Origin of the sequence: Pedobacter arcticus A12 (genome assembly GCF_000302595.1) — a bacterium.
Taxonomy (GTDB): domain Bacteria; phylum Bacteroidota; class Bacteroidia; order Sphingobacteriales; family Sphingobacteriaceae; genus Pseudopedobacter; species Pseudopedobacter arcticus.
In genome coordinates this window covers 1-23117 of the sequence record NZ_JH947126.1, presented here as the reverse complement: position 1 = coordinate 23117, position 23117 = coordinate 1, and the positions used below count along the sequence as shown (strand labels likewise).

The window sequence follows — 23117 nt, the reverse complement described above, 5'->3', positions numbered from 1 at the left end:
GCGGGATGATTTACCCAGCTAATTATCGAGCTATTTACTTGATTTTTCCTGGGTTATAAAACGTCTTTTGCACAACGGAAACCTAAATTGCTAACGGTATATTTCGCTTTAAGGCTACCTCGGAATGCATAACGCATAAAGGCTGCATAGTCTTCCTTATCAGCAGCGCCAAATGAACCCGATGCGCAGAATAAATCTCGATTGATTGCTGAATTGCTTCTTGAATCACCATCAATTACTACACTGTTAAAATCAACTACCCATTCCCAAACCAGTCCATGCATATCAAATACGTTAAACTTGTTTTTTAACGTTGTGCCTACCGACGGAAAACTTACAGGAGTAGGTTTGCTGTACCAACTCAAAATAACTTCCTCCATAGGGCGTTTTTCGTTTAATATTGGAGCGCTTCCAACGTATTCCCACTCAACTAAGTTTGGCAACCGTTTTCCTTTCCATTTTGCATAAGCGTTTGCTGCATACCAAGAAACATTAACTACGGGGCTATTTTTAAGCTGACTGGAACCATAATTGAAATCGCTCTTCCAATGCTTTAGATAGCCTGCATCCGCGTACAGTTTTGAAACCTTCGATTTTACCCATTTTGGATTTTGCTTAACGAAGTTGAAAAAATCTTCGTTGGTTACGGGAGTAATATCAAGATAAAAAGCTTGTACATCCACAGTTTTACCCTGCTTTTCTTCGAAAAACAACCGGTGTTTGCCTGCCGGAATTTTAACCATTCCTTCGGGCGCAGCTTTGTGCTGGCTAAATCCCGAAGAAATGGTTGTTATAATACTTATAAAAATTATTAAAATCGTTTTTAAAAAACTACTGATCATATTCTATCTTGCCTTTCTCACTTCACCCGCTTTCACTAAATCACTCTTATTACCCCAACTGTTGCGAACGTAGGTCAAAATGCTGGCGACTTCGTCATCGCCAAGTTGCATTGCCGGCATTACGCCATCGTATTTTTTTCCGTTTACGATAACCTCTCCAGACAAGCCATGCAGTACAATACCAACTCCTTTGTCTTTTCTCGCCATTAAATAATCAGATTTTGCCAACGGAGGAAAAGCTCCAGACAGTCCCTCACCGTTTGGTTGATGACAGGCAGCACAGTTAGCATTATACAATATTTGACCATTTTTCATGCGCTCATTCATCGATTTCTCTGGTATTGGTGCTGATTTTTCTCGACTGGTAATAGACTGTACAGCAGATCCTTCTGGAAGATAAACTACATCCTTCTGTTTGCCCGTGTAAACTTCTTGTTTTTCGTCCCCCGTTACTCTGATTTGTGCCAATGCACCTTTGTTAAACGCTCTGAAAATAGAATGATCTACTACCGTAAGTGTGCCTGGAACATCGCATTTAAACTCTACAATTGCAGCTCCACCCGCAGGAATAACTGTTGTCTGTATATTCTTATTAATTAAATCACCGCCTTCAATATGTACTTTATCGAAAATTTCACCGATAACATGAAACGACGATATTAAATTAGGTCCTGCGTTCCCTACAAAAAGCCTTACGGTCTCTCCTACCTTTACCTCCATGGCTTTATCCGCCATATTAGCACCAACACTTCCATTGAAAACCACGTAATCTGGTCTTTCATCCAACGCTTTCTGCATATCAAAAGAAGTTAAGCCAATTTTACCGAACTGTGCTTTTGTGTAGAACTCGCTCTGCATAATGTAGAACTCTTTATCAACTTTAGCATATCCTTCTTCTGGTTCAACTAAAATTAGTCCATACATACCGTTGGCAATGTGCATACCTACAGGCGCTGTTGCACAATGGTAGATATATAAGCCAGGATTAAGCGTTTTAAAAGTAAACTGTGTAGAATGCCCCGGCGCTGTCATGGAAGCTTCTGCACCACCGCCTGGCCCGGTAACCGCATGTAAATCAATATTATGGGGAAGCTTATTATTAGGATGGTTGTGTAAATGGAATTCGATAACATCACCCAAGCGCACTCTGATAAACTTACCCGGAACCTTGCCTCCAAAAGTCCAGAAGTTATAATCAACACCGTCTGCCAGTTGCATCACATGTTCTACAATTTCTAATTCCACCTTCACTTTTCGTGGAGATTTGTAATTGGGTGCCACGGGAACGTTTGGAGCATCTGTTAGCTCTGCAGTATACATATCGCCTACTGAGTCTTTGCTGTTGTTAGCAGACTTTTTCTGTGATGAAGTACAATTACTTAAAAGCACCACAATTGCTAATAAAAAAGGAATAAGTTTAAGTTTCGAAATTTTCATAATGGGGTAAGGTTGATGTACTGTAAGCTCTTATACACTATTTTAACATAAGATACCTAGGAGATAGTTTATTTCTATTCAGACTAAGATAAAATTTTCTTGTCTATTTTTTACTTTTTGTTGACTTTAGTAGACTTCATCTAGCAAAAAAATCTAATCACTTTTAAAGTCGTTAAAACTCATTTCCGTAAAGCATACCTTATTGAATTTATTGGTAAGATATTTCAATAAAAACCCCTGAGAACAAAAAAGCCCGAAACAGACGTCTCGAGCTTCACTTTTATATAAAATACGTTTAAAAACTTCTTACCATGCTGGTGTGCAATGTTTTTGGACTCCAGTAACCACTAGCTATAATTCTTCTGATAGTATAAAGTGGTTCCTTTTCATCTCTTTTATCAGCTAAAGCATAAGCCGCTCTAAATCCTCTTTTCTTTAATTCTGGGATACCTTCTGAATTCCACAAACCGAAAGGATAAGCAAAGTCTAGCATTTTTCTGCCAGTAATTTCTTCCAATTTCGCAGTAGGTTTATCTAACTGCTGTACCCAATCTTCCCCAGTGTATTTCTTGAAGTTTTTATGATCATAAGTGTGGCTACCAATGGTATTTCCACGGTCTGCAAGATCTTTGATGTCTTCTTTGCTCATGTAATGTACTTTTCCTTTTTTACCGATAGAAACTGTCATGATGAAATAAACACCTTTGTAACCATATTGGTCTAAAACTTTAGCACCAACTTCGTACTGGTCGTAATCTGTATCATCAAAAGTTAGCATCACCGGTTTTTCTGGCAAAGCGTCTCCGTAAGCTAAATAGTTGTAAAGTTGTTCTGGCTGGATACTGTTGTAGCCGCTATCTGCAAGCATTTTCATCTGTGCCTTAAAAGTTGCCACCGGAATAATATAATCTTTCGCTGTTTTTGAATCCGTTGCTCTCCAGTCTCTAATTTGGTGATAACATAAGATAGGCACTTGTTTACGAGCTAAAATCGTAGCAGCGTCGGCAATTTTCTTGCCTTCATGATTTTGCGTAACCGTGGTCTCCGTTTTTTCTTCCGTTTTCACTGATGCTAATACTTCTGTAGAGTCATTAGTAGTGGTTACCGAATCGGTAGTTTTTGAATTTGAGGAATTACATCCGCCAAGAAAAATCAACGACAAAACGCTGATACTTAATATTATTTTTTTCATTTTATTGCACATTCTTTAAATGCAAAGCTAAATCAATTGTTTTGGTTTTTGGTATGAATTTATGAACAAGCTAACATATTTTAAACACCTTATCTCACCTGTCCGTTTCCGATAACCACCCATTTTTCGGTCACTAGCTTTTCTAATGCAAAAGGTCCCCTAGCATGAAGTTTTTGCGTAGAAATTCCAATCTCTGCACCTAAACCAAATACACCGCCATCTGTAAAACGGGTAGAAGCATTTGCATAAACCGTAGCGGCATCAACCTGATTTAAGAACTCCTCTATTTTTGAAGTATCTTCGCTTACAATGGCTTCAGAATGTTTAGAAGAAAACTTCTTGATATGCGCTAACGCTTCTTCTGAATTGTTTACCACTTTAACTGAGCATTTCAGTGCTAAAAACTCGCGACCAAAATCTTCTACTTCAGCTTCCTGTAAATATGGATAATGAACAGACTTTAAAATCGGGTGAGCAGTTTCATCAGCAAACATTTCTACCTTATATTCCTTTAATAGATCTGCAATTATATATAAAGCATCTCTTGCGATTTCTTCATCTAAAACAATGGTATCTAATGAATTACAAACTGACGGACGAGTTACTTTTGCATTGCATACTATTTTCCCTGCCTTTTGTAAATCAGCCGTCTTTTCGATGTAAGTATGACAAACACCCGCTCCTGTTTCTATAACCGGAACTTTTGCATTTTTACGAACAAAATCAATCAAACTTTTAGAGCCACGAGGGATAATGATATCCACGTACTTTTCTGCAGTCAATAACTCTTCAACGTATTTACGGTCAACAGGTAAAAGCTGTACAATATTTGAATTTAGTTTAAAAGCCTTTAAAACCTTTTGGATGATAGCCACCAAACAGATATTGGTATCATCAGCATCAGAACCTCCACGCAATAGGCAAACATTGCCAGAACGGATGCACAGCGTGGCAACATCTACCGTTACATTTGGCCGGGCTTCATAAATCACACCAACAACACCTAAGGCAACTGTTTTCTTTTGAATAAACAGACCATTTTCTAGGGTACGTTCTAATATTACTTTTCCGGTTGGATCTTCCAGATTTGCGACATCGCGGACGCTAGCTGCTAAATCTCCGATTCTTTCCTCATTCAACAACAGCCTGTCTTTATTAGGATTGTCATCATCCATGCGGTTCAAATCTTTTAAATTTTCCGCAATGATATTTGCTTTATTTACCAATAATTCGTCGGCAATTGTATTTAAAACTGCCTGTTTTCTTTCATCCGAAAGCACCCTGATTGCTGCAGTCGCATTTGAAGCATTGATCAGTAATTCTTGAATATTATCCATTATATATCTTTTAATCGGTCGATTTGTTTAAATTAAAACAATATCATCCGCATGCGCAATTTCTAAGTTCTGTTTATCGTCTTTCTTTACAATGGTTTGAGAATCTATCTTTGATTTTGCAACTGCAACTACAATCTGTGCCGCATCCAAAATTTCGAACACCTCACCCGCCTCGAAATGCCTGATCACTTTTTCAACACCTACAGCCAGCAAGCTACGACGCTTTAACAATGCTTTTACAGCGCCATCGTCAACTTGTAACTGCCCTTTAATTAAGCTACCACTTGCCAACCATTTGTTACGGGCCGAAATATTACTAATCTGTGGCTGGCAAACTGTCCCTGTTTTACCCTCAACCGCATTGATAATTGCATTTTCTGATTTGATGCCAAAAATCACCGCTTTAATCCCCATTTGCGTAGCCAAACGGGCAAATGTAAGTTTTGATGTCATTCCGCCTAAGCCTACACTTGATTTCTCCTTTTTAGCCAAAGACAGGGCTGCTTTATCTATGACTTTAATTTCATCGATAATTTTCCCTTTTTCGTCATAAACTCCAGGAACGGAAGTACAATACAAAATCATGCTTGCGCCGAAACCAACGGCTATCAATGTGGCCAGTTCATCGTTATCAGAAAACTTAATTTCCATATTGCTCACTACGTCGTTTTCGTTAGCCACTGGTATAATATTATTTTCCCAAAGCAACTCGTAGGTTTTCTTGAGCTGTAAAAACTGATTTCTGTTTGAGAAATGATGACGTTCGCAAAGACTTTGTGCTATAGAAAGGTTGTAGGGTTCGAAATAACGCGAGTAGGTTTGTAACAACAATGGATTACCAACTGCTGCGGCGGCCTTTTTTTGACTTAAAGTTCCTTTATAATTGATCAGCTTTTTTTTACCCGCAGCTACCGCTCCAGATGAAACCAGTACAATATTGTATTGCTTGCTTAAAATGGAAACTTGTTTTGCAACGGAGGCGATAACTGCTTCGTCAATTTCGTGACTTGCCGTAGTTACCGATGCCGAACCAAATTTTATTACTAGTATAGGTTTTTTCAAAACTTTGTATTAAAGCCCTAAATTAGAAATAGCAGATTGAATTATTAAATTAAATGTATTTTAATTGGGAAATCGGATTAATGAAATTGTAGTTGCTTTCGTTTTATATTTGATTGCACTAATATAGACCCAGAGATATGAAATTCAAAACTGACTTAAACTAAGCTCACATAGACTAAGGTCTATAGCGCTCTAAAATTATGTCAATAAGCTCCATTCAAATTATATCAATCATTCTTTAACTGCCGTAATCACCTTAACTTCCGCATCCATTGTTTGAAAAACAAGGTCCTTAGCTGTTAAAGATTTAATCAAAAAAGGAATCGCTCTTTTTTTACCGTCCTCAAGGGTCTCGGTATAACGGATAATTTTATTTTCAAGATAATAAGTTCCTTCGGATAAAAATTTACCGCTAGAAACAATTTTACACTTACCATCTTTATCAAACTCAATGTATGGCTTTTGAATGGCGATATCAGCCAATGGCTTGTTAAGTGATTTATTAGTGTACTCGTAAGAAACATAATTCCAGCGACCAATTAAATCGTCGGATTTAATCCCACAAGCAGAAAAAATTGCAATACAAAAAATAAGAACAGTTAAAATAACTTTGACCTTTGAACTTTTCACTTTAAACCCTTAGCTATGAACCCAATTCTACGATCCGATCAAACTCTTCCACTTTAAGCGTAGTTACGGACAGCCTACCTTGACGCACCAGCGAGATATCTTTCAAACGTTCATCGCCTTTAATCGTTTCTAAACTCACTGGGTTTTTAAGACTTTCTATTGGCGCTAGATCAACCACTACCCAACGATCGTCATCTGTTGTTGGATCTTGATAAAACTCTTTTACCACCTTTGCTATTCCAACTACATTCTTCCCTTCATTGCTATGATAGAAAAGCACAAGATCGCCTTTTTTCATCTCTTTCATATTGTTGCGGGCTTGATAATTACGAACACCGTCCCAAAAGGTTTTGCCATCTTTAATAAACTGGTCCCAACTGTATTTAAATGGTTCTGATTTTACGAGGAAATATTGCATGTTTTATAATGATTGAATGAATTTTGAATGAATGAATTTTGAATCTAACCAACGAAATAAGCCTGACACATGATAAGCTAACAACCTAACTAACAAACAAGCCAACTAAAAACCTAATCAACTAATGAACTATTTTAAAAATCAGCTCCTTTAACAAATCGCCTGGTTCGGTATTACCTGTACTGTCTACTCCTTTTGATTTTAAATCATATTCTCTTAATAACGAAACGACCTCAAAAGTTTTTCCCAAGCTATAGTTTCTTGCTGCCAGCTCATAATCTTTCAAAAAGTAAGGGTTAACACCTAATTCTCTTGCCGCTTGGGATTTATCTGTTACGTAATGATATTTCAAAATTTTAGTAAACCAGCCGCTTAGGTTTCCTATAATTAGTACAAATGGGTTTGCTTTCGGATTTGCTTCAAAATAATTAATAATCTGGTTGGCTTTAAATACATCTTTGCGAGCTAAAGCGTTCTGTAATTCGAAAACATTGTATTCTTTACTGATTCCAATATTGTCTTGCACTTCTTTTGTACCGATTTCCTGCCCTTTTGCTACGTTTAGCATTAATTTATCGAGCTCATTGGCAACTTTACTCAGATCATTTCCTAAATATTCGGCCAACAAAGCCGAAGCTTTTGGGTTAATATGGTGTCCCCTACTTTTAATGAAATCATCAATCCAAGCTGGCACTTTATTGTCGTAAATACTTGCCGATTCGAACACAAGTCCGTTTTTTTCTAAAACCTTATAAACCTTTTTGCGCTTATCAAACTTACCGTATTTATGGCCAAGCACTAAAATGGTACTTTTTAAAGGGTTCTCGCAATACGCCTGAAACTGTTCGGGCGCTTTATCAATCTTCAGCTCCTGTGCTTCCTTAACCAATACCAACTGATAATCACTCATCATTGGATACCGTTTAGCAGCATTTAACACGGTCATCATTTCCGTATCCTTACCATACAGCACCGTTTGATTAAAACCTTTTTCCGCATCAGACAAAACGTTTTCTTCCAAGCAGTCGCTAATCAAATCTATATAATAGCTTTCATCGCCATGCAACAAATAAATAGGCTTTAGCTTTCGGGCTTTTATGTCTTTGATAATATCTGCAGCTGTCATGTTCTGCTAAATTATAAATATTAGCTTTCAAAAATCAGAATGTTGAAAATTCTAAGCTATTTTAGCACAATGTTTAAACCCGTTGCGCTTAATCTTCCTCCTTATGCTTTTAAATTAACGCAAAAAGAAAGTATCGTTTTCATTTTTGATGAACTTAGGAAAAAATATTTAGTGTTAACTCCCGAGGAATGGGTACGCCAGCATTTTGTGCAGTTTCTAATCATCCAAAAAAAATATCCTAAAACACTTATCAAACTTGAAGGTGGTTTAAAATTGAATAAACTCCAAAGACGCACAGATATTTTAGTATTCGATAAAAGTGGAGAGGCCCATATTTTAGTGGAATGCAAAGCCACATCGATAAAAATTACGCAAGACGTTTTTGAACAAGCCGCCCGCTATAACATGGTGCACAAAGTAAAATACTTGGTCATTACCAATGGCTTACAACATTATTACTGCGTTATGGATTATAAAAAAAACAGCTATCAATTTTTGAAAGAACTGCCAGAATGCATAAAATGTTAAGTTTATTATCATCAAATCTGTAAAGTAATTTCAGCTACACTCACCCTTTAATAGTGCAGCATAAAACTATTCTTCAACGATTCATTAGGATATAATATCACAATTTACAAATCAAGGTTAAAAATAAATCTACTGAACTAACTACCTATTAAGTGATTATAAAAAAAAGCTGTAACTTTATGTTTGGGCTTTCGTAAAAAGAAAAACACCAAACCTTAAATGATGAAAACAGAAAACACTTTTTACCTTAAATGTGATAATTGTCTTTTATCCAAAAATCATCTTATTACTATTCTAACAACCGCTAGTGGCCTCACCTTACTTTCATTCGTCCTTAAGTATTACCAAGCCATTACGCCTGTTAACGCCTATCTCATTTCGTCCGTTTGTGCTTTATTTGCTGTTTTAAGTCTATACCAGCTGTTTAAAGAATCGACGGGCCAGTATATTTTTATGGATAATGAAGAAATCTTGTTCAAGCAAAGTAGGTCAACCGACGAAATACGTTTACGGTTTGATGGGCTTGACAATTTCGAAACTCGATTCTCTGAAATTATTTTGAGTACAAAAGAGCAAGAAAAAATTATTTTACCACTAAACGAAGTGGCTAACAAGCAGAAACGCTGGGAAATCAAAGAATTTTTACGTCAGCGGATTAAACAGATTAAAGCAAACGCTGTAGCTGCCTAAAAGAAAAAGCTGTGATCAAAAAATGACCACAGCTTTTTTCGTTATAAAGCATATTCTAGAACTTTAAGTGCTTCACCGTTTTACCGTTATTGATCAACTGCATAAGTGAGTCAATCCCGATTTTTAGGTGAGATTCTACATGTTTTGCAGATGTTTTACTGCCATCTGTTTCAGCAGTTTTAACACCTTCTGGAATCATAGGCTGGTCAGACACTAACAACAAAGCACCAGTAGGAATTTTGTTGGCAAAACCCGTCACAAATACAGTAGCAGTTTCCATATCAACCGCCATTGCCCTTAGCTCTTTTAAATACTTTTTAAATTCCTTATCATGTTCCCAAACCCTTCTATTGGTTGTGTAAACAGTACCCGTCCAGTAATCTCTAGAATGATCTCTAATTGTGGTTGATATTGCTTTCTGCAGAGCAAATGCAGGCAATGCGGGCACCTCAGGGTGTAAATAATCATTTGATGTTCCCTCGCCCCTGATCGCTGCAATCGGTAAAATCAAATCCCCAATTTCATTCTTCTTTTTCAAACCACCACACTTACCTAAAAACAAAACGGCTTTGGTCTCAATAGCTGTTAGTAAGTCCATCATGGTAGCTGCCAAAGGACTTCCCATTCCGAAATTTATGATGGTAATTCCCTTTGCAGTAACGCTTTGCATAGGTTTATCTAAGCCATAAATTGGAGCATTATCATGCCATTCGGAAAAAAGCTGAACGTATTTTGAAAAATTTGTAAGCAGAATATATTCGCCAAACTCTGATAAGGGTCTTCCGGTGTAACGTGGCAACCAGTTGGCAACAATATCTTCTTTAGATTTTAAACCTTTTTTAATTGGACTTTTAACTTCCTTATCCGGCGTGTTCACCGGTTTCTTTTTTATATCTTTCTCTTCATTCATAATCAATAGATTTATTTAACGCAATACATAAAGTCATGTACTTAAAACTGTTGCGCAAAGTTCAATATCGCGAATTAATTCTGTATAAAGTAAACATGTTGATTTTATTACTTAACAGTTAGTTTTAGTTTTCAAGACGCAAGCACCTAAAAAAAGCGCTATAAACAAAAAAGCCTCTCGAAAAAATCGAGAGGCTCCTCATAGCATTAAGCTACTTTCAGTTTCTTAATATCCGATTTTTCAAACTGCTCTCGGGCATAAGCCAAATCAATGACCAATTTTTTCGTCTTGGTCTTCTGAGATGGGATTTCAAACATGGCATCAATCATAATCGCTTCGCAAATAGAACGTAAACCTCTGGCACCTAACTTAAATTCCATTGCTTTATCTACAATAAACTCATAAACATCACTCTTAAATTCTAAAGCAATATCTTCATATTCAAAAAGTTTTTGGTATTGCTTCATCAATGAATTTTTAGGCTCGGTCAAAATGCTCAACAAAGTTTCACGATCTAATGGATTCAAATGCGTAATCACGGGTACACGACCAATCAATTCCGGAATCATCCCAAAAGATTTTAAATCTAATGGCGTAATATACTTATAAAGGTTTTTCAAATCTACCTCTCCGTCATCAGACTTAACTTTATAACCTACCGTTTGTGTTCTCAAACGATTTGCAATTTTCTTTTCAATACCATCAAAAGCACCTCCACAGATAAACAAAATATTATTGGTGTTTACCGGAATCATTTTTTGATCAGGGTGTTTTCTTCCTCCCTGTGGTGGAACGTTAACAATAGTACCTTCCAAAATTTTCAACAAAGCCTGTTGTACACCCTCGCCAGAAACATCACGAGTGATCGACGGGTTGTCGCTCTTACGGGCAACTTTATCCACCTCATCAATATAAACTATACCCCGTTCAGCAGCGTTTACGTCATAATCTGCGGCTTGTAACAAACGGGTTAAAATACTTTCCACATCCTCACCTACATAGCCAGCCTCTGTTAAAACAGTAGCATCGCAAATACAAAACGGAACGTTTAAAACCTTGGCAATGGTTTTAGCCAATAAAGTTTTACCAGTACCGGTTTCACCCACCATCATAATGTTAGATTTTTCAATCTCCACCTCGTCCTTGGTGATTTTTTGGTTTAAACGCTTGTAGTGGTTGTAAACCGCTACGGCAAGTACTTTTTTCGCATCATCCTGCCCAATTACATATTGGTCTAAATGGTTTTTAATTTCCAAAGGCTTTAACAGCGTAAGGACAGAATTTATATTCTTCCCTTTCTTTAGGCTCAACTCCTCGCCCAAAATTTCATTGGCCTGTTGCACACATTTATCACAAATATGGGCATCCAAACCAGCAATCAGCATTAAGCTATCCTGCTTTCCCGCTCCACAAAAAGAACATTTAATATCTTTTACGCTCTTACTCATTTTTTATTTCTTTTCTTTATTCGGTTCCAAAATCTCATCAACCATGCCATATTCTTTGGCTTCATCTGCTTTCATCCAGTAATCTCTGTCTGACGCTTTCTCAACCCAATCGTAAGACTGTCCAGAGTGCTTTGCAATAATATCATAAAGCTCTTTTTTTAACTTCAGCATCTCACGTAAGTTAATCTCCATGTCAGATGCTACGCCTTGCGCACCGCCAGAGGGCTGGTGAATCATAATTCTAGCATGTGGCAACGCTGCTCTTTTACCTTTTGTACCTGCACACATAATTACCGCACCCATAGATGCCGCCATACCTGTACAAATAGTGGCTACATCTGGCGAAATGTACTGCATGGTATCATAAATACCCAAACCTGCATATACAGAACCCCCTGGCGAGTTGATATAAATCTGAATATCTCTTTTAGCATCAGCGGACTGTAAAAACAATAGTTGCGCCTGAATGATGTTCGCGTTTTGATCATAGATAGCATCACCTAAAAAAATAATTCTATCCATCATCAAACGCGAAAAGACGTCCATTTGCGCAACGTTCAACTGGCGCTCTTCAATAATATAAGGCGTCATTCCGCTTGGGCGCAAAATTCCTTCGGTTTGGTTTATGTATTTGTCAACATGTAAACCACCAATTCTATGGTGTTTTACGGCATATTTACGGAATTCGCTTTTATCAATATTCATATCTAAACGTTTTGCTTTTTTACTCTGCTAATGTATTAAAATTTTATCTTTCTTATCAACGTTAATTGTTAACGCATTGTTTTTTTACGGTAATGATTTTGAGGTAATAATTTTGAGTGAGTGAGATAATTTTGAATGACTGTAAGGACAGAATGATAGAATATTGAATGATAGAATCTCAAACCAGCATCATGTACTTTTCGCTTTTTCCTTTTCACTTTCTACTTTAAACATTGTTTAGGGCGTTCCCGTAAAAACGGTCGGGCTTTGCATTCATACGCCACAAGGCATTAGCCACAGGCCGGTATCCATTTCAATCCCTAACGCAATAGAGTAGCATCTTATTTTACATAAAGGCTAAAAGCAGAATGCACAAAGCCTAAAGCTAAAAACATAAATAATAACACATTATAATGATTGATTGTGAAATTAAATAATGGACTCTATGTAATTTATCGGCATACCATTGTAAACACTTATACCAAATTGCGGGATAAATAATGTCTAAAAACCGTATCTTCGCCAAAATATGGGTTACGCAAAAGAAAGAGGAAAGCTTGAAAAGCTAGCAACAAAGGTTAGTGCTTTAAAAAATTACGATGATAAAAGTCTTACTGTTATCACAGATATATTTGAGCAATATTCTCATTCTGTTAGAATATTAAAAAACAAAAACCCAGAAGCTTTTACTGGTTTGTACCAAAACGAGTTAGAGCAGGTAAAAATTGTTAAACGAGCGCTAAAATTAAGTGAAGAAGCAGATCGTGAAGCTAATTTTGTTAAATATAAAGAGGCTTTATTGAGGGCTTTGAACAGTGCGGTTAAAGTAACGAACGAAGCTGTTTAAAGATTCGTGAGATTTTTATGAAAAGTAAGTTAAACCTATTGATCGCAATAGGTTTTTAAAATCTCATTTAGAAAAACTACAAAAGACCAAAACGTTGCACCTCGCGTGGCTACAGATAGATTTATTTCTTTGCCGAAGACGCGAATAAACTGTCCGCTTGGATAATTTTCCGGGTTTCGTTTGCCCAATCAATCAAAACTTTTCGTTGCTTTTCTGATAATTTTGCATCAGTATGGATTACCGAATAAGATTCTAAAGGCATCCAATGATCCTTTTGAGACTCAACCAGCTCTTCCAGTTTATGATCCTGTCTTTTTAGGCTGTACTTTGTAAACTCATCTAAATTAAAATGTTTTTTACCATCATTCACATGGCTTGCTAACCACCAAGCAACGGGTTGGATATTGCTGTACCAAGGATATTTTGTATTGTTAGAATGGCAATCGGCACAAGCTACCGCCAATATACTTGCTACCGTATCCGGAACGTTATATTTGGTGGTAATGGAATTTACCTGTTCTGTTGCTTCTATGTTTTTTGCTGGATGAAAAAACTGGATAATTACCAATATTGCCGCAATGACCATCAAAATCTTTTTAGACATTGCTTAGCTGTTAAAATGATGATGGATAATCTGATTCAGTTCTGCAGAAACTTTTCCGTTGGTTGCTACAATGTCGCCACTACCCAACATATCATCTCCACCCACAAAATCAAAACATTCCCCTCCTGCCTGCTTAACAATCAAAATACCCGCTGCAACATCCCAAGCTTTCAAATTATATTCAAAATACGCATCAAACCTACCACAAGCAGTGTAAACCATATCTACAGATGCAGCACCAATCCGGCGTAAGCCATGGCATTTTTGCATTACATCACTAAACAGATTCATATAATTAGCTTGCCTTTTAAAATCGTAATACGGAAAGCCTGTTGCTACCAAACTGGTTGAGAGGGCTTCGTTATCAGAAACATGGATTTCATTTCCGTTTAAATAAGCCTTGCTATCTTTCCAAGCGTAAAAACACTCGTCTTGGTTGATTTCATAAACCACACCTACCACCAACTCATTATCTTTTTTAAGCGCAATACTTACCGCAAAAGCCGGAATGCCATGTATAAAATTTGTAGTACCATCTAAAGGATCAATAATCCAATTATAGGTTTCACCTGTTTTGTTGGAAGTACCTTCTTCTGCTATAAAGCCAGACTCTGGCAAAAGCTGAGAAAGCTGGTCTACAATCATTTGTTCCGCAGTTTTATCCACATAAGAAACCATGTCATTTAAACCTTTATACTCAATTTTTGAAGCACTAAAGTTTTTGGCTTCGTTGAGGATAAAAGTACCTGCTTTTTTAGCGACGATGATTACCTCATTACATAAAGCTTCGTAATTCATTTATTCTTTTATTTTAAAGGTGAACAGTTTGTGAACGTAATAACTGGCGACGCCCAAGCTTAAAGCAGATACAATTCGTGAAGGTGTAGGATAAAAACCGACTATTTCTACAAAAAATCTTAACAGTGCGTAGTTTGCAAAAAAACCTAAAAAAGCAATGAGTGCAAATCTGCGAAACTGCTTTCTGCCTGCTATATTCGATTCGCTAAATACTGCATATTTGGTTAACAAAAAGTTAACCACTACCTCGCTTGAGTACGAAATACAGAGCGAAAAATTATGGGCACTGGAACTGTAACCGCCCAGATCAATTCTTTGGTAATTTAAAATGTAATTTATAACGCCGAAGTAAATAAGCACATCAACCAGTGTAGCTACACCTGCTGATAAAAAAAACCTGATTACTTTACTATTAACAATACGGTATAAATAATTTGTTTCGTTGGTTAATTCAGAATCCATTTAAGCGATATCCTTTCGCTTTTTGTGGTTTGCTGTAAAAACTACAATTCCTGTTAATCCACCTAAAACCAATAACGTTGAGATCAACTCGGCCTGTGTAAAGGCGAACGAACCAACGTGGTATTTAGAGTTTACCCTAATTAATTCTACAAAGAATCGCTCTAAACCATTCAATATTAAATAAATAGAAAACAAAACACCTGGCGTTGTAATTTTTTTACGGATGCTCCATAAAAAGAAAAACAATAAAATACAGGCAACCGCTTCGTAAAGCGGAGTTGGGTAAACGGCTACTGCCAATTCATGACAAAATTTGCCCTCGCAACCGGGAATAGCAATTCCTTCATTAATTACATTGTGCGGATATTTGAAAGACCACACCCAATCTGGTGCCCAAGAAAGCCAGTTTGGTTTTGGATTGGTATTGTTTATGCCCCAGTCTCCATCACCAGCTAACTGGCAACCAATTCTACCTACGCCATAAGCCAACATCAATCCCGGACCAGATACATCTGCCATGTGAATAGCCTTAATTCCGTTTTTACCTGAAATGTAAAGCACTGCAAAAGCGCCGCAGATTAAGCCTCCGTAAAATGTTAAGCCACTAAAAGACAACAGGTTTTGGATGGGATCTTGCATAAACCTATCCCAATACTCCAAATTATCAAAAACTTTAGCACCAATAATCCCTGCAATTGCTGCATAAGCTATAAAAGTGCCCATCATCTGGTAGGGATGAACAACCTCTGTAACTGTTTTAGGCTGTGGTAACTGGGTTTTCTTTTTATCGCGGTAAGCCCAATAAGCAAATACACCAGCTAATAAAAGCCCGCCAAAAAAGTTCCCGTCTGTAGAAAGGATAAACCCCTGCGGATCATCCACAAAAGCGGTATAGTTTAAAAGACCGTAAATAATTTTGTAGCCAATGATGAATCCAAAAAGTCCGTTCAAAATAAGCTCTGTGGTAGTTGCGGGTGCACCAATAATCACTGTACGTTTTACGGGATGCACTTGGCCTAATTTTTCTCTGCGTTTTAATTCTTCAGAAAAACCCCAGTAACCGGCAATAAAAGCCATTGCAACAAAAAAACCAAAAGTTTGGATGGGCAAAGGAATGTTAATGCCAAAAAGATAATCGATAAGGTGTGATAAGGTTGGGAACATAAGTCTTTTTTAATGTTTTAATAGCTCAACAGCTTCAATTACGCTCATGTCTCCATCAGGCAATATCGCATCTAATTTTACGGCTTTTATTTCGTTTACCATTACAGGATCATACTTAGCTTTTACTTTTACATAGTTTTTGGTAAAACCATGCATATATCCTTCTTTATGGTCTGCTTCAAAAAGCACATCTTCATATTTACCAATCTGGGTTTCGTAAAATGCCCTTCTTTTCTTTTCCGAAAGGATATGCAGCATTTTACTGCGATCTGCTCTTTGCGAACCAGGAACAGCACCTTCCATATCAATAGCCGGTGTATTTTCTCTTTCCGAGTAGGTAAACACATGGAGGTATGAGATGTTCAGTTCGTTTAAAAAGTTATAGGTATCTATAAAGTCTTCGCGGGTTTCTCCGGGGAAACCAACAATAACATCAACCCCGATACAGCAATCCGGCATTAAAGTTTTAATGGTATTTACCCGATCAACGTATAAATCTCTTTTATACCTTCTCCGCATTAAACCCAAAATCTTATCGGAGCCGGATTGTAAAGGGATATGGAAATGAGGCACAAAGCGATCTGATTGCGCTACAAATTCTATAATTTCATTGGTTAACAAATTTGGTTCGATGGACGAGATTCTGATTCTGTTAATGCCTTCAACTTTATCCAAGGCTTTTACCAAATCCAAAAACTTATCTTCCCTTTTCCCATCTCGCAATCCAAAATCGCCAATATTTACACCGGTCAACACAATTTCTTTAATGCCCGAAGCTGCAATTTCTTCTGCCTGTTGCACAATATTCTCAATGGTATCACTACGGCTTTCGCCTCTAGCTAGTGGAATGGTACAAAAAGTACAGGAATAATCACAGCCGTCCTGCACTTTTAAAAAGGTACGGGTACGATCGCCAAATGAGTGGGAAGCAACAAATTGTGTAGCTTCTGCAATTGGACTATTATGAATAACCGCTTTGGGGGATTTTGTTAAATCGCTGATAAACTCAACAATTCTGAATTTTTCGGCTGCGCCTAAAACCATATCTACGCCTTCAATATTGGCAATTTCTTGAGGTTTTAATTGCGCATAACAACCTACAATAGTTACGTAAGCGTTAGGCGAATGTTTAAGTGCTTCTTTAACAACCTTCCGGCATTTTTTATCAGCGTTATCCGTTACAGAGCAGGTATTTATAATATAAACATCAGCGGTATCGGTAAAATCAACGGTATCAAAACCCGCCTGATTGAACTGTCTGCCTATGGTAGAAGTTTCGGAGTAATTTAGCTTACAGCCAAGGGTGTAAAATGCTACTTTTTTATTCATAATAAATTGATCGCAAAGATATAAAATTTGCGCTAAAGTGCTTCACTTTTACCCCACTGATAGCTATTGGTCACAAATCCCGCTAAATCCAGTACTCTATCTACAACGGTCGCTGCCACTTCTTCGATGGTTTTTGGCCTGCTGTAAAAAGATGGAACAGCCGGACAGATAATTCCCCCGGCTTCTGTTACTGTTTTCATATTGTTAATGTGGATTAGGCTCAAAGGCGTATCTCTAGCTACTAAAATCAATTTACGCCTTTCTTTCAATATCACATCTGCTGTTCTGGTCGTTAAATCGTTAGAAATACCGTTAGCAATTCTCCCTAAAGTTCCCATAGAACAAGGTATAATCAACATGGTGTCATATTTTGCAGAGCCAGAAGCAAATGGAGCCATAAAGTCATTTTTATCGTAAAAATGAAATGGAAAATCTTTAAAAGATTCATCGCCAAGCTCAAAACGCCATACGTCTTTTGCATTATCGGACATCACTACACCTACCTCAGCTACCTGATTTTCTAGACTTCTCAATTTCTGCAATAACAATTTAGCGTAAATTGAACCACTTGCGCCAGTAATTGCTACTACTAATTTCTTCTTTTCCATATTATTCAAACAAAATAAAGACTAAAAGGTTGCAAAACAAAAAAGGGCCGAATATAAATATTCGACCCTACATCTACCTATGAAAAACATGCCCTTTGGGAGGGCATTACAAATATAGAAACATTTTAGTTGTTTAAACAAACTTATTCGAAAAAAAATAAAAAAAAATCTGCTGATACAGACCGTACTCTTAATAATTATACGTTTTACCGCTTCAAAATATCTCGAAAAGAAACAAACACGCACACATGAATAATTTTAATTACTACTTTATTTTATAAAGAAATTTTATCTCTCAACGATAAATCGGTATGTGTATGTACACATCCTGATTTTGGCAAAGGCCACTCTCGCTTATCCACGTTTTTACGATATTTGCACTACAATTTATCGAATAACATATTTCGCGAAGCTTTTTTCTCGAAAAATAATATCAGAAAAATGAACAAAATGAATTTTCATACCCGAAAATGGGTAAAGCCTGAAGACTTAAACCCTAATGGTACATTGTTTGGTGGCAGCTTATTAAAATGGATTGATGAGGAAGCAGCAATTTACACCATTTGCCAATTAGGCAATAATAAAGTGGTGACTAAATATATGTCTGAGATTAACTTCGTAAGCTCTGCAACGCTGGGCGACATTATAGAAATGGGTTTAATGGCTACAAGTTTTGGCAACACTTCAATTACGCTAACCTGTGAAGTACGTAATAAAATTACCCGTCAGAGTATTTTAACCATTAACAAAATAGTTTTTGTGAATATCGACGATAATTTTAATCCCGTACCTCACGGAAAAACAGAAATTACTTATTCGCAAGATCGCTTTAAGGATTAGCTTTTTTATGTGGTGGCCTTTTATGTTGTGGCTGAGACTTTTTCTTTTTCCAATCGGGACTAAAAGTTTTCTTGGGGCGTACAGAAGGCTGGTAAACGGGGCCGATTTCAAAACCTTCTGGCAATGGCATTTTTACAACCTCGTTGCCTATTAACGCTTCAATTCGTCCAAATTTTTGTTGGTCTTTTTCGTTAATAAAGGTAATTGCTGTCCCTGTAGTTTCTGCTCTTGCAGTTCTTCCAATCCGGTGAATATAATCTTCTGGATCTGGCGGAACATCATAATTAACTACCAAACTAATTCCTTCCACATCAATTCCACGAGAAATTACATCGGTACCAATCAACACTGCCAGTTTTTTACCTTTAAAGCGCATCATTATATCTTCGCGTTCGCCCTGTTCCAAATCAGAATGGAATGCTTCTGAGGGTATTCCTTTACGGTTTAGCGTAGAGTTAAGCTTTTTAACAATTTCTTTTCTTGATGCAAAAACAATTACACTTTTATAATCAGCGTTACTCAATATTGCTGTAAGCAAAGCCAATTTTTGCTCATCAAAAGCCAAATAAGCCTGTTGCAAAATCCCAGCAGATGGTTTAGAAATTGCAATACTCACCTCAACCGGATCAACCAAAATCTTTTTGGATAATGAACGGATTTTTGGAGGCATGGTTGCAGAAAATAGCAGATTTTGCCGTTTTTCTGGCAGATAACTGATGATTCTTACAATATCTTCGTAAAAACCCATATCCAACATTCTGTCGGCTTCATCTAAAACTAAATGTTTTAAATGCTTTAAATCAATTGTACCCGATGTTAAATGTGCGATTAAGCGACCGGGTGTGGCTACAATAATATTTACACCGTCTGTTAACGAACGCTTTTGTTGCTCGTAACTAAAACCATCGCCTCCACCATAAACGGCTATAGAAGTACAACCGGTGAAATAGGCCAAACCCATAATCTGTTGGTCAATTTGCAAGGCCAGTTCCCTTGTTGGCGATAGAATAAGTGTATCAATTACGCTCTTATCTTCCTCCTCTATTTTATGTAGCAAGGGCAATAGATAAGCTCCAGTTTTACCAGTACCTGTTTGTGCGCAGGCGATTATATCTTTACCAGCTAAAATATGCGGGATAGCTTCTTGTTGTATCGGGGTAGGTTTTGTAAACCCCATGGTGTCAAGTCCTTCTTGTAAAGAAGGAACAAAATTAAAATCTTCGAACTTCAAAAATTGTGGTTTATTATGTATAGTCACAAATATACTTTAAATAATTAAACGTCATAAAGTCAGCCGTTTTTATTTGAATACTGCGAAAAACTATTGACTTTTTGAGTTTCCACTTTTAACTTCTTACTTACTGAGGGCAAATGTTGTAAAACAACAGCGGGCTATGCGGTACTGCGCTATGCTCCGGTATTTGCAAAAATGCAAACACAGCTCCAAATAGGAGCTTACCTTCTATCCCTTTTGCAAATTTATACTTATTATGGTTAAAGATGTTTTTTAAAACTGAATCTACGAGTTAGTGTAAATCTATTTGCATGCTAGATCTGCGCACTGGGAAATCTGTTTAGATAAAAATGACCTTCTAAGTCAATAGATAAGGTTTTTTTATTTAATTAAAACAAAATCAATCTAACTTTTCAATAGCTATTAGCTGTATTTGTTTTATTTTTATTTAAATATTAGTTTATTTATTTAAAATTTTTATGCTAAATTTAACTCTAGAAAGACCTAACGAGAAAAAAAACGAATCAAACAAAAGTTTATATAGAGCAGTATTGAAGAATGAATGCGTATGAGACTGTACTTTGTGCAACAGGATTTTGTAGCATAATATGAAGGACTTGCGTAAGTAAGTTAGCGGGGTTTTAAACCAAATTAAACCGCGAATGAACTTTATAATAAAAGAAACCAAAAACGTCAAACAAGGGGACATCATTGAAATTTATAAAGCGAATAAGTGGTCTTCTGCTGACAAGCCAGAACTGCTTTACAAAGCTTTATTAAACTCTCATTCCTTTGTGACGGCTTGGTACAATGAAAAACTTATTGGATTAGGAAACGCAATTTCAGACGGGCATTTGGTTGTTTATTATCCTCACCTAATTATACATCCCGACTTTCAGGGAAAAGGAGTTGGTAAACTTATCTTAAAAAAAATTCAAGAAAAATACGCAGATTTTCATCAACAAATTTTAGTTGCTAACGGAAAAGCAATAGATTTTTACGAAAAAAGCGGATTTAAAAATGCAGGGGAAACAAAACCAATGTGGATTTATCAGGGACATGAACACTAGAAAGCCTGCCCTAAAACAGGTTTGCAAATTTACGGAGCGAAGCGCTTATAGGTTAATAACTGCTAGGAACTTCGCTAATCACTTAAAAAGAATTGAATTAAAATAGTTGTAAATTAATTAAAACACTATCATGAAAAATTTAAATATACCTCTATTGTATTTCTTCCTAATTATATCAATGTTTAATTTTAGTAATTGTAAAAAAGAATCTGAGGATAATTTTTGCTCAATAAATAGAATGGCTGTTAGCACTATAAACACTCAAACGGCAATAGTTATCTATTATCAAAAATATAACAGATATGGTGTTCGTATAAACACTACTCTAGCGGGAAATATAGACTCTCAAATAATTGGATTGACTTGCGATATACCAAGAGAATTCCGTAAAGAAGGAACAAATGTCAAGATTAGCGGACAGCTAAAAAAGTTTAATGCTGACGAGAACATGAGTCCTCAAATGGCAGGTGATGATTTGTATTATTTAGAAATAACTCAAATAATTAACAGTAATCAAACTAAACCACTATGCACTTTCAGTGCATAGTGGTTTAGTAAGTTAAGGGAATAACCAATTGATTATCAGTAAATCAACTTGTTATTGTGATTATGTTTTCTTATATTTAACTCATAATCAGACAGTTAAAATGAAAAAAGAATATCTTTTTAATTGTAGAAAAATTGAGGGAAGTTATATTCAGCGAGGAACTTGCGCAACCCTTCAAGATGAAAAAACAGTATTTTACCAGAAACAGAAAACAGCCATTCAGCGCTACGTTGCTTTTCATGTTCAATTTGTTGCGTAGGAATCTTGCAATTGAAATAGATAGGTTTGTACGTTGTTTAAACGAACGTTTTCCATTAAAAAGCATAAAGCACTTTACCTGAAGTGCATTTATCCAGAACACAAAAAAGATAAATCCTATGGTCTTCAGTCATTTATCATCAGTAGTGATTGAGAACTTTTATACCGATGAGAATAAATCATTGATACTTTTAAACGGTGTCAGAATACTTGCCGTAGATGGTTCCAGGATTACACTACCCTTTACATCAGAACTGAATCATGTTATGGTGTAACAAAGAACCAGTCAGAGGTAGAAATAGTTCAGGTAAGATCATCAGTCCTTTATGATGTTACTAAACGGTATAACGCTAGATGCGGTTCTGGAGAACCTCAACTTAGGTGAGCGGGAATTGGCCCTGAAGCATTCTCATATCACTTAGATAGCAACGGCCCAAGGATGGCTAAACCTAACAACGGTAATAGATCTATTTGATAGGAAATTAATTGGATGGGCACTCAGTCATACTATGAAAGCTGTAGAAACTAGATTCCTGCTTTTAATACGATCAAATTAAACGGGACTATAGACAAGTACCAACCGATTATTTTCATACCGACAGAGGTCTACAATACGCTTGTAAAGATTTTACAGATGTATTATCGAACAATAAAAACATCATAAGGAGTATGAGCAGAAAGGGAAAAGGGAAACTATTGGGATAACGCTGTAACAGAAAGCTTTTTCAAGACCTTAAAAACAGAATTGATTTATCATAGAAAATCAGACAAGGAACGAAGCAAAATTATCGATATTTGAATACATCGAAACATTCTACAATACCAAAAGGAGACACAGACATCTAAATAATCTCATAATCCCCGAATATAATAAAGCAACAATTAACAATTTAACTAATGCTGCTAAACCTCTTTGAGATTTTGTTCACTTTTTTCGGGATATCCTGTGACAGGTATTGCCCTTCCCCTAAAAAAAGTGCACAAAAAAAGCCCCCCATCAGTTATGATGGGGGGCTGGCATTACCGCCGTC

The 23117-nt window shown here is 36.6% G+C and carries 26 protein-coding genes; 8 read left to right on the top strand and 18 right to left on the bottom strand.

Annotation, left to right across the window (positions count from 1 at the left end; genetic code table 11):
* Positions 1 to 53: 53 nt before the first annotated feature.
* The 8 genes from B176_RS0107000 to holA all read right to left on the bottom strand — a co-directional run bounded on the left by B176_RS0107000 (position 54) and on the right by holA (position 8044).
* Positions 54 to 842, bottom strand: coding sequence for a formylglycine-generating enzyme family protein (locus B176_RS0107000; RefSeq protein WP_017258081.1), 789 nt, complete (start codon positions 840 to 842; stop codon positions 54 to 56).
* A gap of 3 nt (positions 843 to 845) precedes the next feature.
* The gene (gene nirK / locus B176_RS0106995; RefSeq protein WP_017258080.1) at positions 846 to 2279 is read right to left on the bottom strand and encodes a copper-containing nitrite reductase; all 1434 of its coding nucleotides are present in this window, start codon (positions 2277 to 2279) and stop codon (positions 846 to 848) included.
* A gap of 295 nt (positions 2280 to 2574) precedes the next feature.
* Positions 2575 to 3471: a polysaccharide deacetylase family protein gene (locus B176_RS0106990; RefSeq protein ID WP_017258079.1), complete on the bottom strand. Its 897-nt coding sequence runs from the start codon at positions 3469 to 3471 to the stop codon at positions 2575 to 2577.
* Positions 3472 to 3560: 89 nt separating this feature from the next.
* Positions 3561 to 4808 carry a glutamate-5-semialdehyde dehydrogenase gene (locus B176_RS0106985; RefSeq protein WP_017258078.1) on the bottom strand — a complete coding sequence of 416 codons (1248 nt, stop codon included), beginning with the start codon at positions 4806 to 4808 and terminating at the stop codon, positions 3561 to 3563.
* A 27-nt stretch (positions 4809 to 4835) separates the two neighbouring features.
* Positions 4836 to 5870, bottom strand: coding sequence for a glutamate 5-kinase (gene proB / locus B176_RS0106980; protein WP_017258077.1), 1035 nt, complete (start codon positions 5868 to 5870; stop codon positions 4836 to 4838).
* 231 nt (positions 5871 to 6101) lie between these two features.
* Positions 6102 to 6500 carry a hypothetical protein gene (locus B176_RS0106975; protein ID WP_017258076.1) on the bottom strand — a complete coding sequence of 133 codons (399 nt, stop codon included), beginning with the start codon at positions 6498 to 6500 and terminating at the stop codon, positions 6102 to 6104.
* A gap of 13 nt (positions 6501 to 6513) precedes the next feature.
* Complete coding sequence (locus tag B176_RS0106970) at positions 6514 to 6918, bottom strand: EVE domain-containing protein (protein ID WP_017258075.1); 405 nt, start codon at positions 6916 to 6918, stop codon at positions 6514 to 6516.
* Positions 6919 to 7039: 121 nt separating this feature from the next.
* Complete coding sequence (holA, locus tag B176_RS0106965) at positions 7040 to 8044, bottom strand: DNA polymerase III subunit delta (protein ID WP_017258074.1); 1005 nt, start codon at positions 8042 to 8044, stop codon at positions 7040 to 7042.
* A 69-nt stretch (positions 8045 to 8113) separates the two neighbouring features.
* Here holA and B176_RS0106960 point away from each other — a divergent pair, with 69 nt between their 5' ends.
* Positions 8114 to 8572 (top strand): type I restriction enzyme HsdR N-terminal domain-containing protein, encoded by a 459-nt coding sequence (locus tag B176_RS0106960; RefSeq protein ID WP_017258073.1) that lies wholly within the window; start codon positions 8114 to 8116, stop codon positions 8570 to 8572.
* 219 nt (positions 8573 to 8791) lie between these two features.
* Positions 8792 to 9262 (top strand): hypothetical protein, encoded by a 471-nt coding sequence (locus B176_RS0106955; protein ID WP_017258072.1) that lies wholly within the window; start codon positions 8792 to 8794, stop codon positions 9260 to 9262.
* Positions 9263 to 9317: 55 nt separating this feature from the next.
* Here the strand turns inward: B176_RS0106955 and B176_RS0106950 are convergent, their stop codons facing one another.
* The 3 genes from B176_RS0106950 to B176_RS0106940 form a co-directional block, all read right to left on the bottom strand.
* Positions 9318 to 10172, bottom strand: coding sequence for an AMP nucleosidase (locus B176_RS0106950; RefSeq protein ID WP_017258071.1), 855 nt, complete (start codon positions 10170 to 10172; stop codon positions 9318 to 9320).
* Positions 10173 to 10378: 206 nt separating this feature from the next.
* Positions 10379 to 11620 carry an ATP-dependent Clp protease ATP-binding subunit ClpX gene (gene clpX / locus B176_RS0106945; RefSeq protein ID WP_017258070.1) on the bottom strand — a complete coding sequence of 414 codons (1242 nt, stop codon included), beginning with the start codon at positions 11618 to 11620 and terminating at the stop codon, positions 10379 to 10381.
* A 3-nt stretch (positions 11621 to 11623) separates the two neighbouring features.
* Positions 11624 to 12325, bottom strand: a complete 702-nt coding sequence (locus tag B176_RS0106940) for an ATP-dependent Clp protease proteolytic subunit (RefSeq protein WP_017258069.1) — start codon at positions 12323 to 12325, stop codon at positions 11624 to 11626.
* A 529-nt stretch (positions 12326 to 12854) separates the two neighbouring features.
* On the opposite strand from B176_RS0106940, the gene B176_RS0106935 reads away from it, so the two are divergent.
* On the top strand, positions 12855 to 13172 hold the full coding sequence (locus B176_RS0106935) for a hypothetical protein (protein ID WP_017258068.1): 318 nt from the start codon (positions 12855 to 12857) through the stop codon (positions 13170 to 13172).
* A gap of 121 nt (positions 13173 to 13293) precedes the next feature.
* Here B176_RS0106935 and B176_RS0106930 read toward each other — a convergent pair whose 3' ends face one another.
* Genes B176_RS0106930 through B176_RS0106905 form a run of 6 tightly spaced genes read right to left on the bottom strand, consistent with a single transcriptional unit; the run spans position 13294 to position 18137 of the window.
* Positions 13294 to 13776, bottom strand: coding sequence for a heme-binding domain-containing protein (locus B176_RS0106930; protein WP_017258067.1), 483 nt, complete (start codon positions 13774 to 13776; stop codon positions 13294 to 13296).
* Between the two features lie 3 nt (positions 13777 to 13779).
* Positions 13780 to 14574 carry an inositol monophosphatase family protein gene (locus tag B176_RS0106925; RefSeq protein ID WP_017258066.1) on the bottom strand — a complete coding sequence of 265 codons (795 nt, stop codon included), beginning with the start codon at positions 14572 to 14574 and terminating at the stop codon, positions 13780 to 13782.
* A complete protein-coding gene (locus tag B176_RS0106920; protein WP_017258065.1) occupies positions 14575 to 15036 on the bottom strand; it encodes a GtrA family protein in 462 nt (153 codons plus the stop codon).
* Positions 15037 to 16200 carry a prolipoprotein diacylglyceryl transferase gene (locus tag B176_RS0106915; RefSeq protein WP_017258064.1) on the bottom strand — a complete coding sequence of 388 codons (1164 nt, stop codon included), beginning with the start codon at positions 16198 to 16200 and terminating at the stop codon, positions 15037 to 15039.
* A gap of 9 nt (positions 16201 to 16209) precedes the next feature.
* A complete protein-coding gene (mtaB, locus tag B176_RS0106910) occupies positions 16210 to 17529 on the bottom strand; it encodes a tRNA (N(6)-L-threonylcarbamoyladenosine(37)-C(2))-methylthiotransferase MtaB (protein ID WP_017258063.1) in 1320 nt (439 codons plus the stop codon).
* A 32-nt stretch (positions 17530 to 17561) separates the two neighbouring features.
* Complete coding sequence (locus B176_RS0106905) at positions 17562 to 18137, bottom strand: UbiX family flavin prenyltransferase (RefSeq protein ID WP_017258062.1); 576 nt, start codon at positions 18135 to 18137, stop codon at positions 17562 to 17564.
* Between the two features lie 450 nt (positions 18138 to 18587).
* On the opposite strand from B176_RS0106905, the gene B176_RS0106900 reads away from it, so the two are divergent.
* Positions 18588 to 18977, top strand: a complete 390-nt coding sequence (locus tag B176_RS0106900) for an acyl-CoA thioesterase (protein ID WP_026063203.1) — start codon at positions 18588 to 18590, stop codon at positions 18975 to 18977.
* Here B176_RS0106900 and B176_RS0106895 read toward each other — a convergent pair.
* Positions 18967 to 20208, bottom strand: coding sequence for a DEAD/DEAH box helicase (locus B176_RS0106895; protein ID WP_017258060.1), 1242 nt, complete (start codon positions 20206 to 20208; stop codon positions 18967 to 18969). The two genes, B176_RS0106900 and B176_RS0106895, sit on opposite strands and share 11 nt — an antisense overlap.
* A gap of 665 nt (positions 20209 to 20873) precedes the next feature.
* On the opposite strand from B176_RS0106895, the gene B176_RS0106890 reads away from it, so the two are divergent.
* From B176_RS0106890 to B176_RS21585, 4 genes are all read left to right on the top strand, one after another.
* Entirely contained in the window at positions 20874 to 21281 is a 408-nt protein-coding gene (locus tag B176_RS0106890) for a GNAT family N-acetyltransferase (RefSeq protein ID WP_017258059.1), read from the top strand.
* A gap of 130 nt (positions 21282 to 21411) precedes the next feature.
* Entirely contained in the window at positions 21412 to 21828 is a 417-nt protein-coding gene (locus B176_RS0106885) for a hypothetical protein (protein ID WP_154647923.1), read from the top strand.
* A 100-nt stretch (positions 21829 to 21928) separates the two neighbouring features.
* Entirely contained in the window at positions 21929 to 22087 is a 159-nt protein-coding gene (locus tag B176_RS20915; RefSeq protein WP_017258057.1) for a hypothetical protein, read from the top strand.
* Positions 22088 to 22838: 751 nt separating this feature from the next.
* Positions 22839 to 23003 carry an IS3 family transposase gene (locus tag B176_RS21585; RefSeq protein WP_394330187.1) on the top strand — a complete coding sequence of 55 codons (165 nt, stop codon included), beginning with the start codon at positions 22839 to 22841 and terminating at the stop codon, positions 23001 to 23003.
* Positions 23004 to 23117: the final 114 nt, after the last annotated feature.

Coding starts and splice junctions, on each gene's coding strand:
- B176_RS0107000 (WP_017258081.1), bottom strand. CDS start 842: ATGATCAGTAGTTTTTTAAAAACGATTTTAATAATTTTTATAAGTATT.
- nirK (WP_017258080.1), bottom strand. CDS start 2,279: ATGAAAATTTCGAAACTTAAACTTATTCCTTTTTTATTAGCAATTGTG.
- B176_RS0106990 (WP_017258079.1), bottom strand. CDS start 3,471: ATGAAAAAAATAATATTAAGTATCAGCGTTTTGTCGTTGATTTTTCTT.
- B176_RS0106985 (WP_017258078.1), bottom strand. CDS start 4,808: ATGGATAATATTCAAGAATTACTGATCAATGCTTCAAATGCGACTGCA.
- B176_RS0106970 (WP_017258075.1), bottom strand. CDS start 6,918: ATGCAATATTTCCTCGTAAAATCAGAACCATTTAAATACAGTTGGGAC.
- holA (WP_017258074.1), bottom strand. CDS start 8,044: ATGACAGCTGCAGATATTATCAAAGACATAAAAGCCCGAAAGCTAAAG.
- B176_RS0106960 (WP_017258073.1), top strand. CDS start 8,114: ATGTTTAAACCCGTTGCGCTTAATCTTCCTCCTTATGCTTTTAAATTA.
- B176_RS0106955 (WP_017258072.1), top strand. CDS start 8,792: ATGATGAAAACAGAAAACACTTTTTACCTTAAATGTGATAATTGTCTT.
- B176_RS0106950 (WP_017258071.1), bottom strand. CDS start 10,172: ATGAATGAAGAGAAAGATATAAAAAAGAAACCGGTGAACACGCCGGAT.
- clpX (WP_017258070.1), bottom strand. CDS start 11,620: ATGAGTAAGAGCGTAAAAGATATTAAATGTTCTTTTTGTGGAGCGGGA.
- B176_RS0106940 (WP_017258069.1), bottom strand. CDS start 12,325: ATGAATATTGATAAAAGCGAATTCCGTAAATATGCCGTAAAACACCAT.
- B176_RS0106935 (WP_017258068.1), top strand. CDS start 12,855: ATGGGTTACGCAAAAGAAAGAGGAAAGCTTGAAAAGCTAGCAACAAAG.
- B176_RS0106930 (WP_017258067.1), bottom strand. CDS start 13,776: ATGTCTAAAAAGATTTTGATGGTCATTGCGGCAATATTGGTAATTATC.
- B176_RS0106925 (WP_017258066.1), bottom strand. CDS start 14,574: ATGAATTACGAAGCTTTATGTAATGAGGTAATCATCGTCGCTAAAAAA.
- B176_RS0106920 (WP_017258065.1), bottom strand. CDS start 15,036: ATGGATTCTGAATTAACCAACGAAACAAATTATTTATACCGTATTGTT.
- B176_RS0106915 (WP_017258064.1), bottom strand. CDS start 16,200: ATGTTCCCAACCTTATCACACCTTATCGATTATCTTTTTGGCATTAAC.
- mtaB (WP_017258063.1), bottom strand. CDS start 17,529: ATGAATAAAAAAGTAGCATTTTACACCCTTGGCTGTAAGCTAAATTAC.
- B176_RS0106905 (WP_017258062.1), bottom strand. CDS start 18,137: ATGGAAAAGAAGAAATTAGTAGTAGCAATTACTGGCGCAAGTGGTTCA.
- B176_RS0106900 (WP_026063203.1), top strand. CDS start 18,588: ATGAATTTTCATACCCGAAAATGGGTAAAGCCTGAAGACTTAAACCCT.
- B176_RS0106890 (WP_017258059.1), top strand. CDS start 20,874: ATGAACTTTATAATAAAAGAAACCAAAAACGTCAAACAAGGGGACATC.
- B176_RS0106885 (WP_154647923.1), top strand. CDS start 21,412: ATGAAAAATTTAAATATACCTCTATTGTATTTCTTCCTAATTATATCA.
- B176_RS20915 (WP_017258057.1), top strand. CDS start 21,929: ATGAAAAAAGAATATCTTTTTAATTGTAGAAAAATTGAGGGAAGTTAT.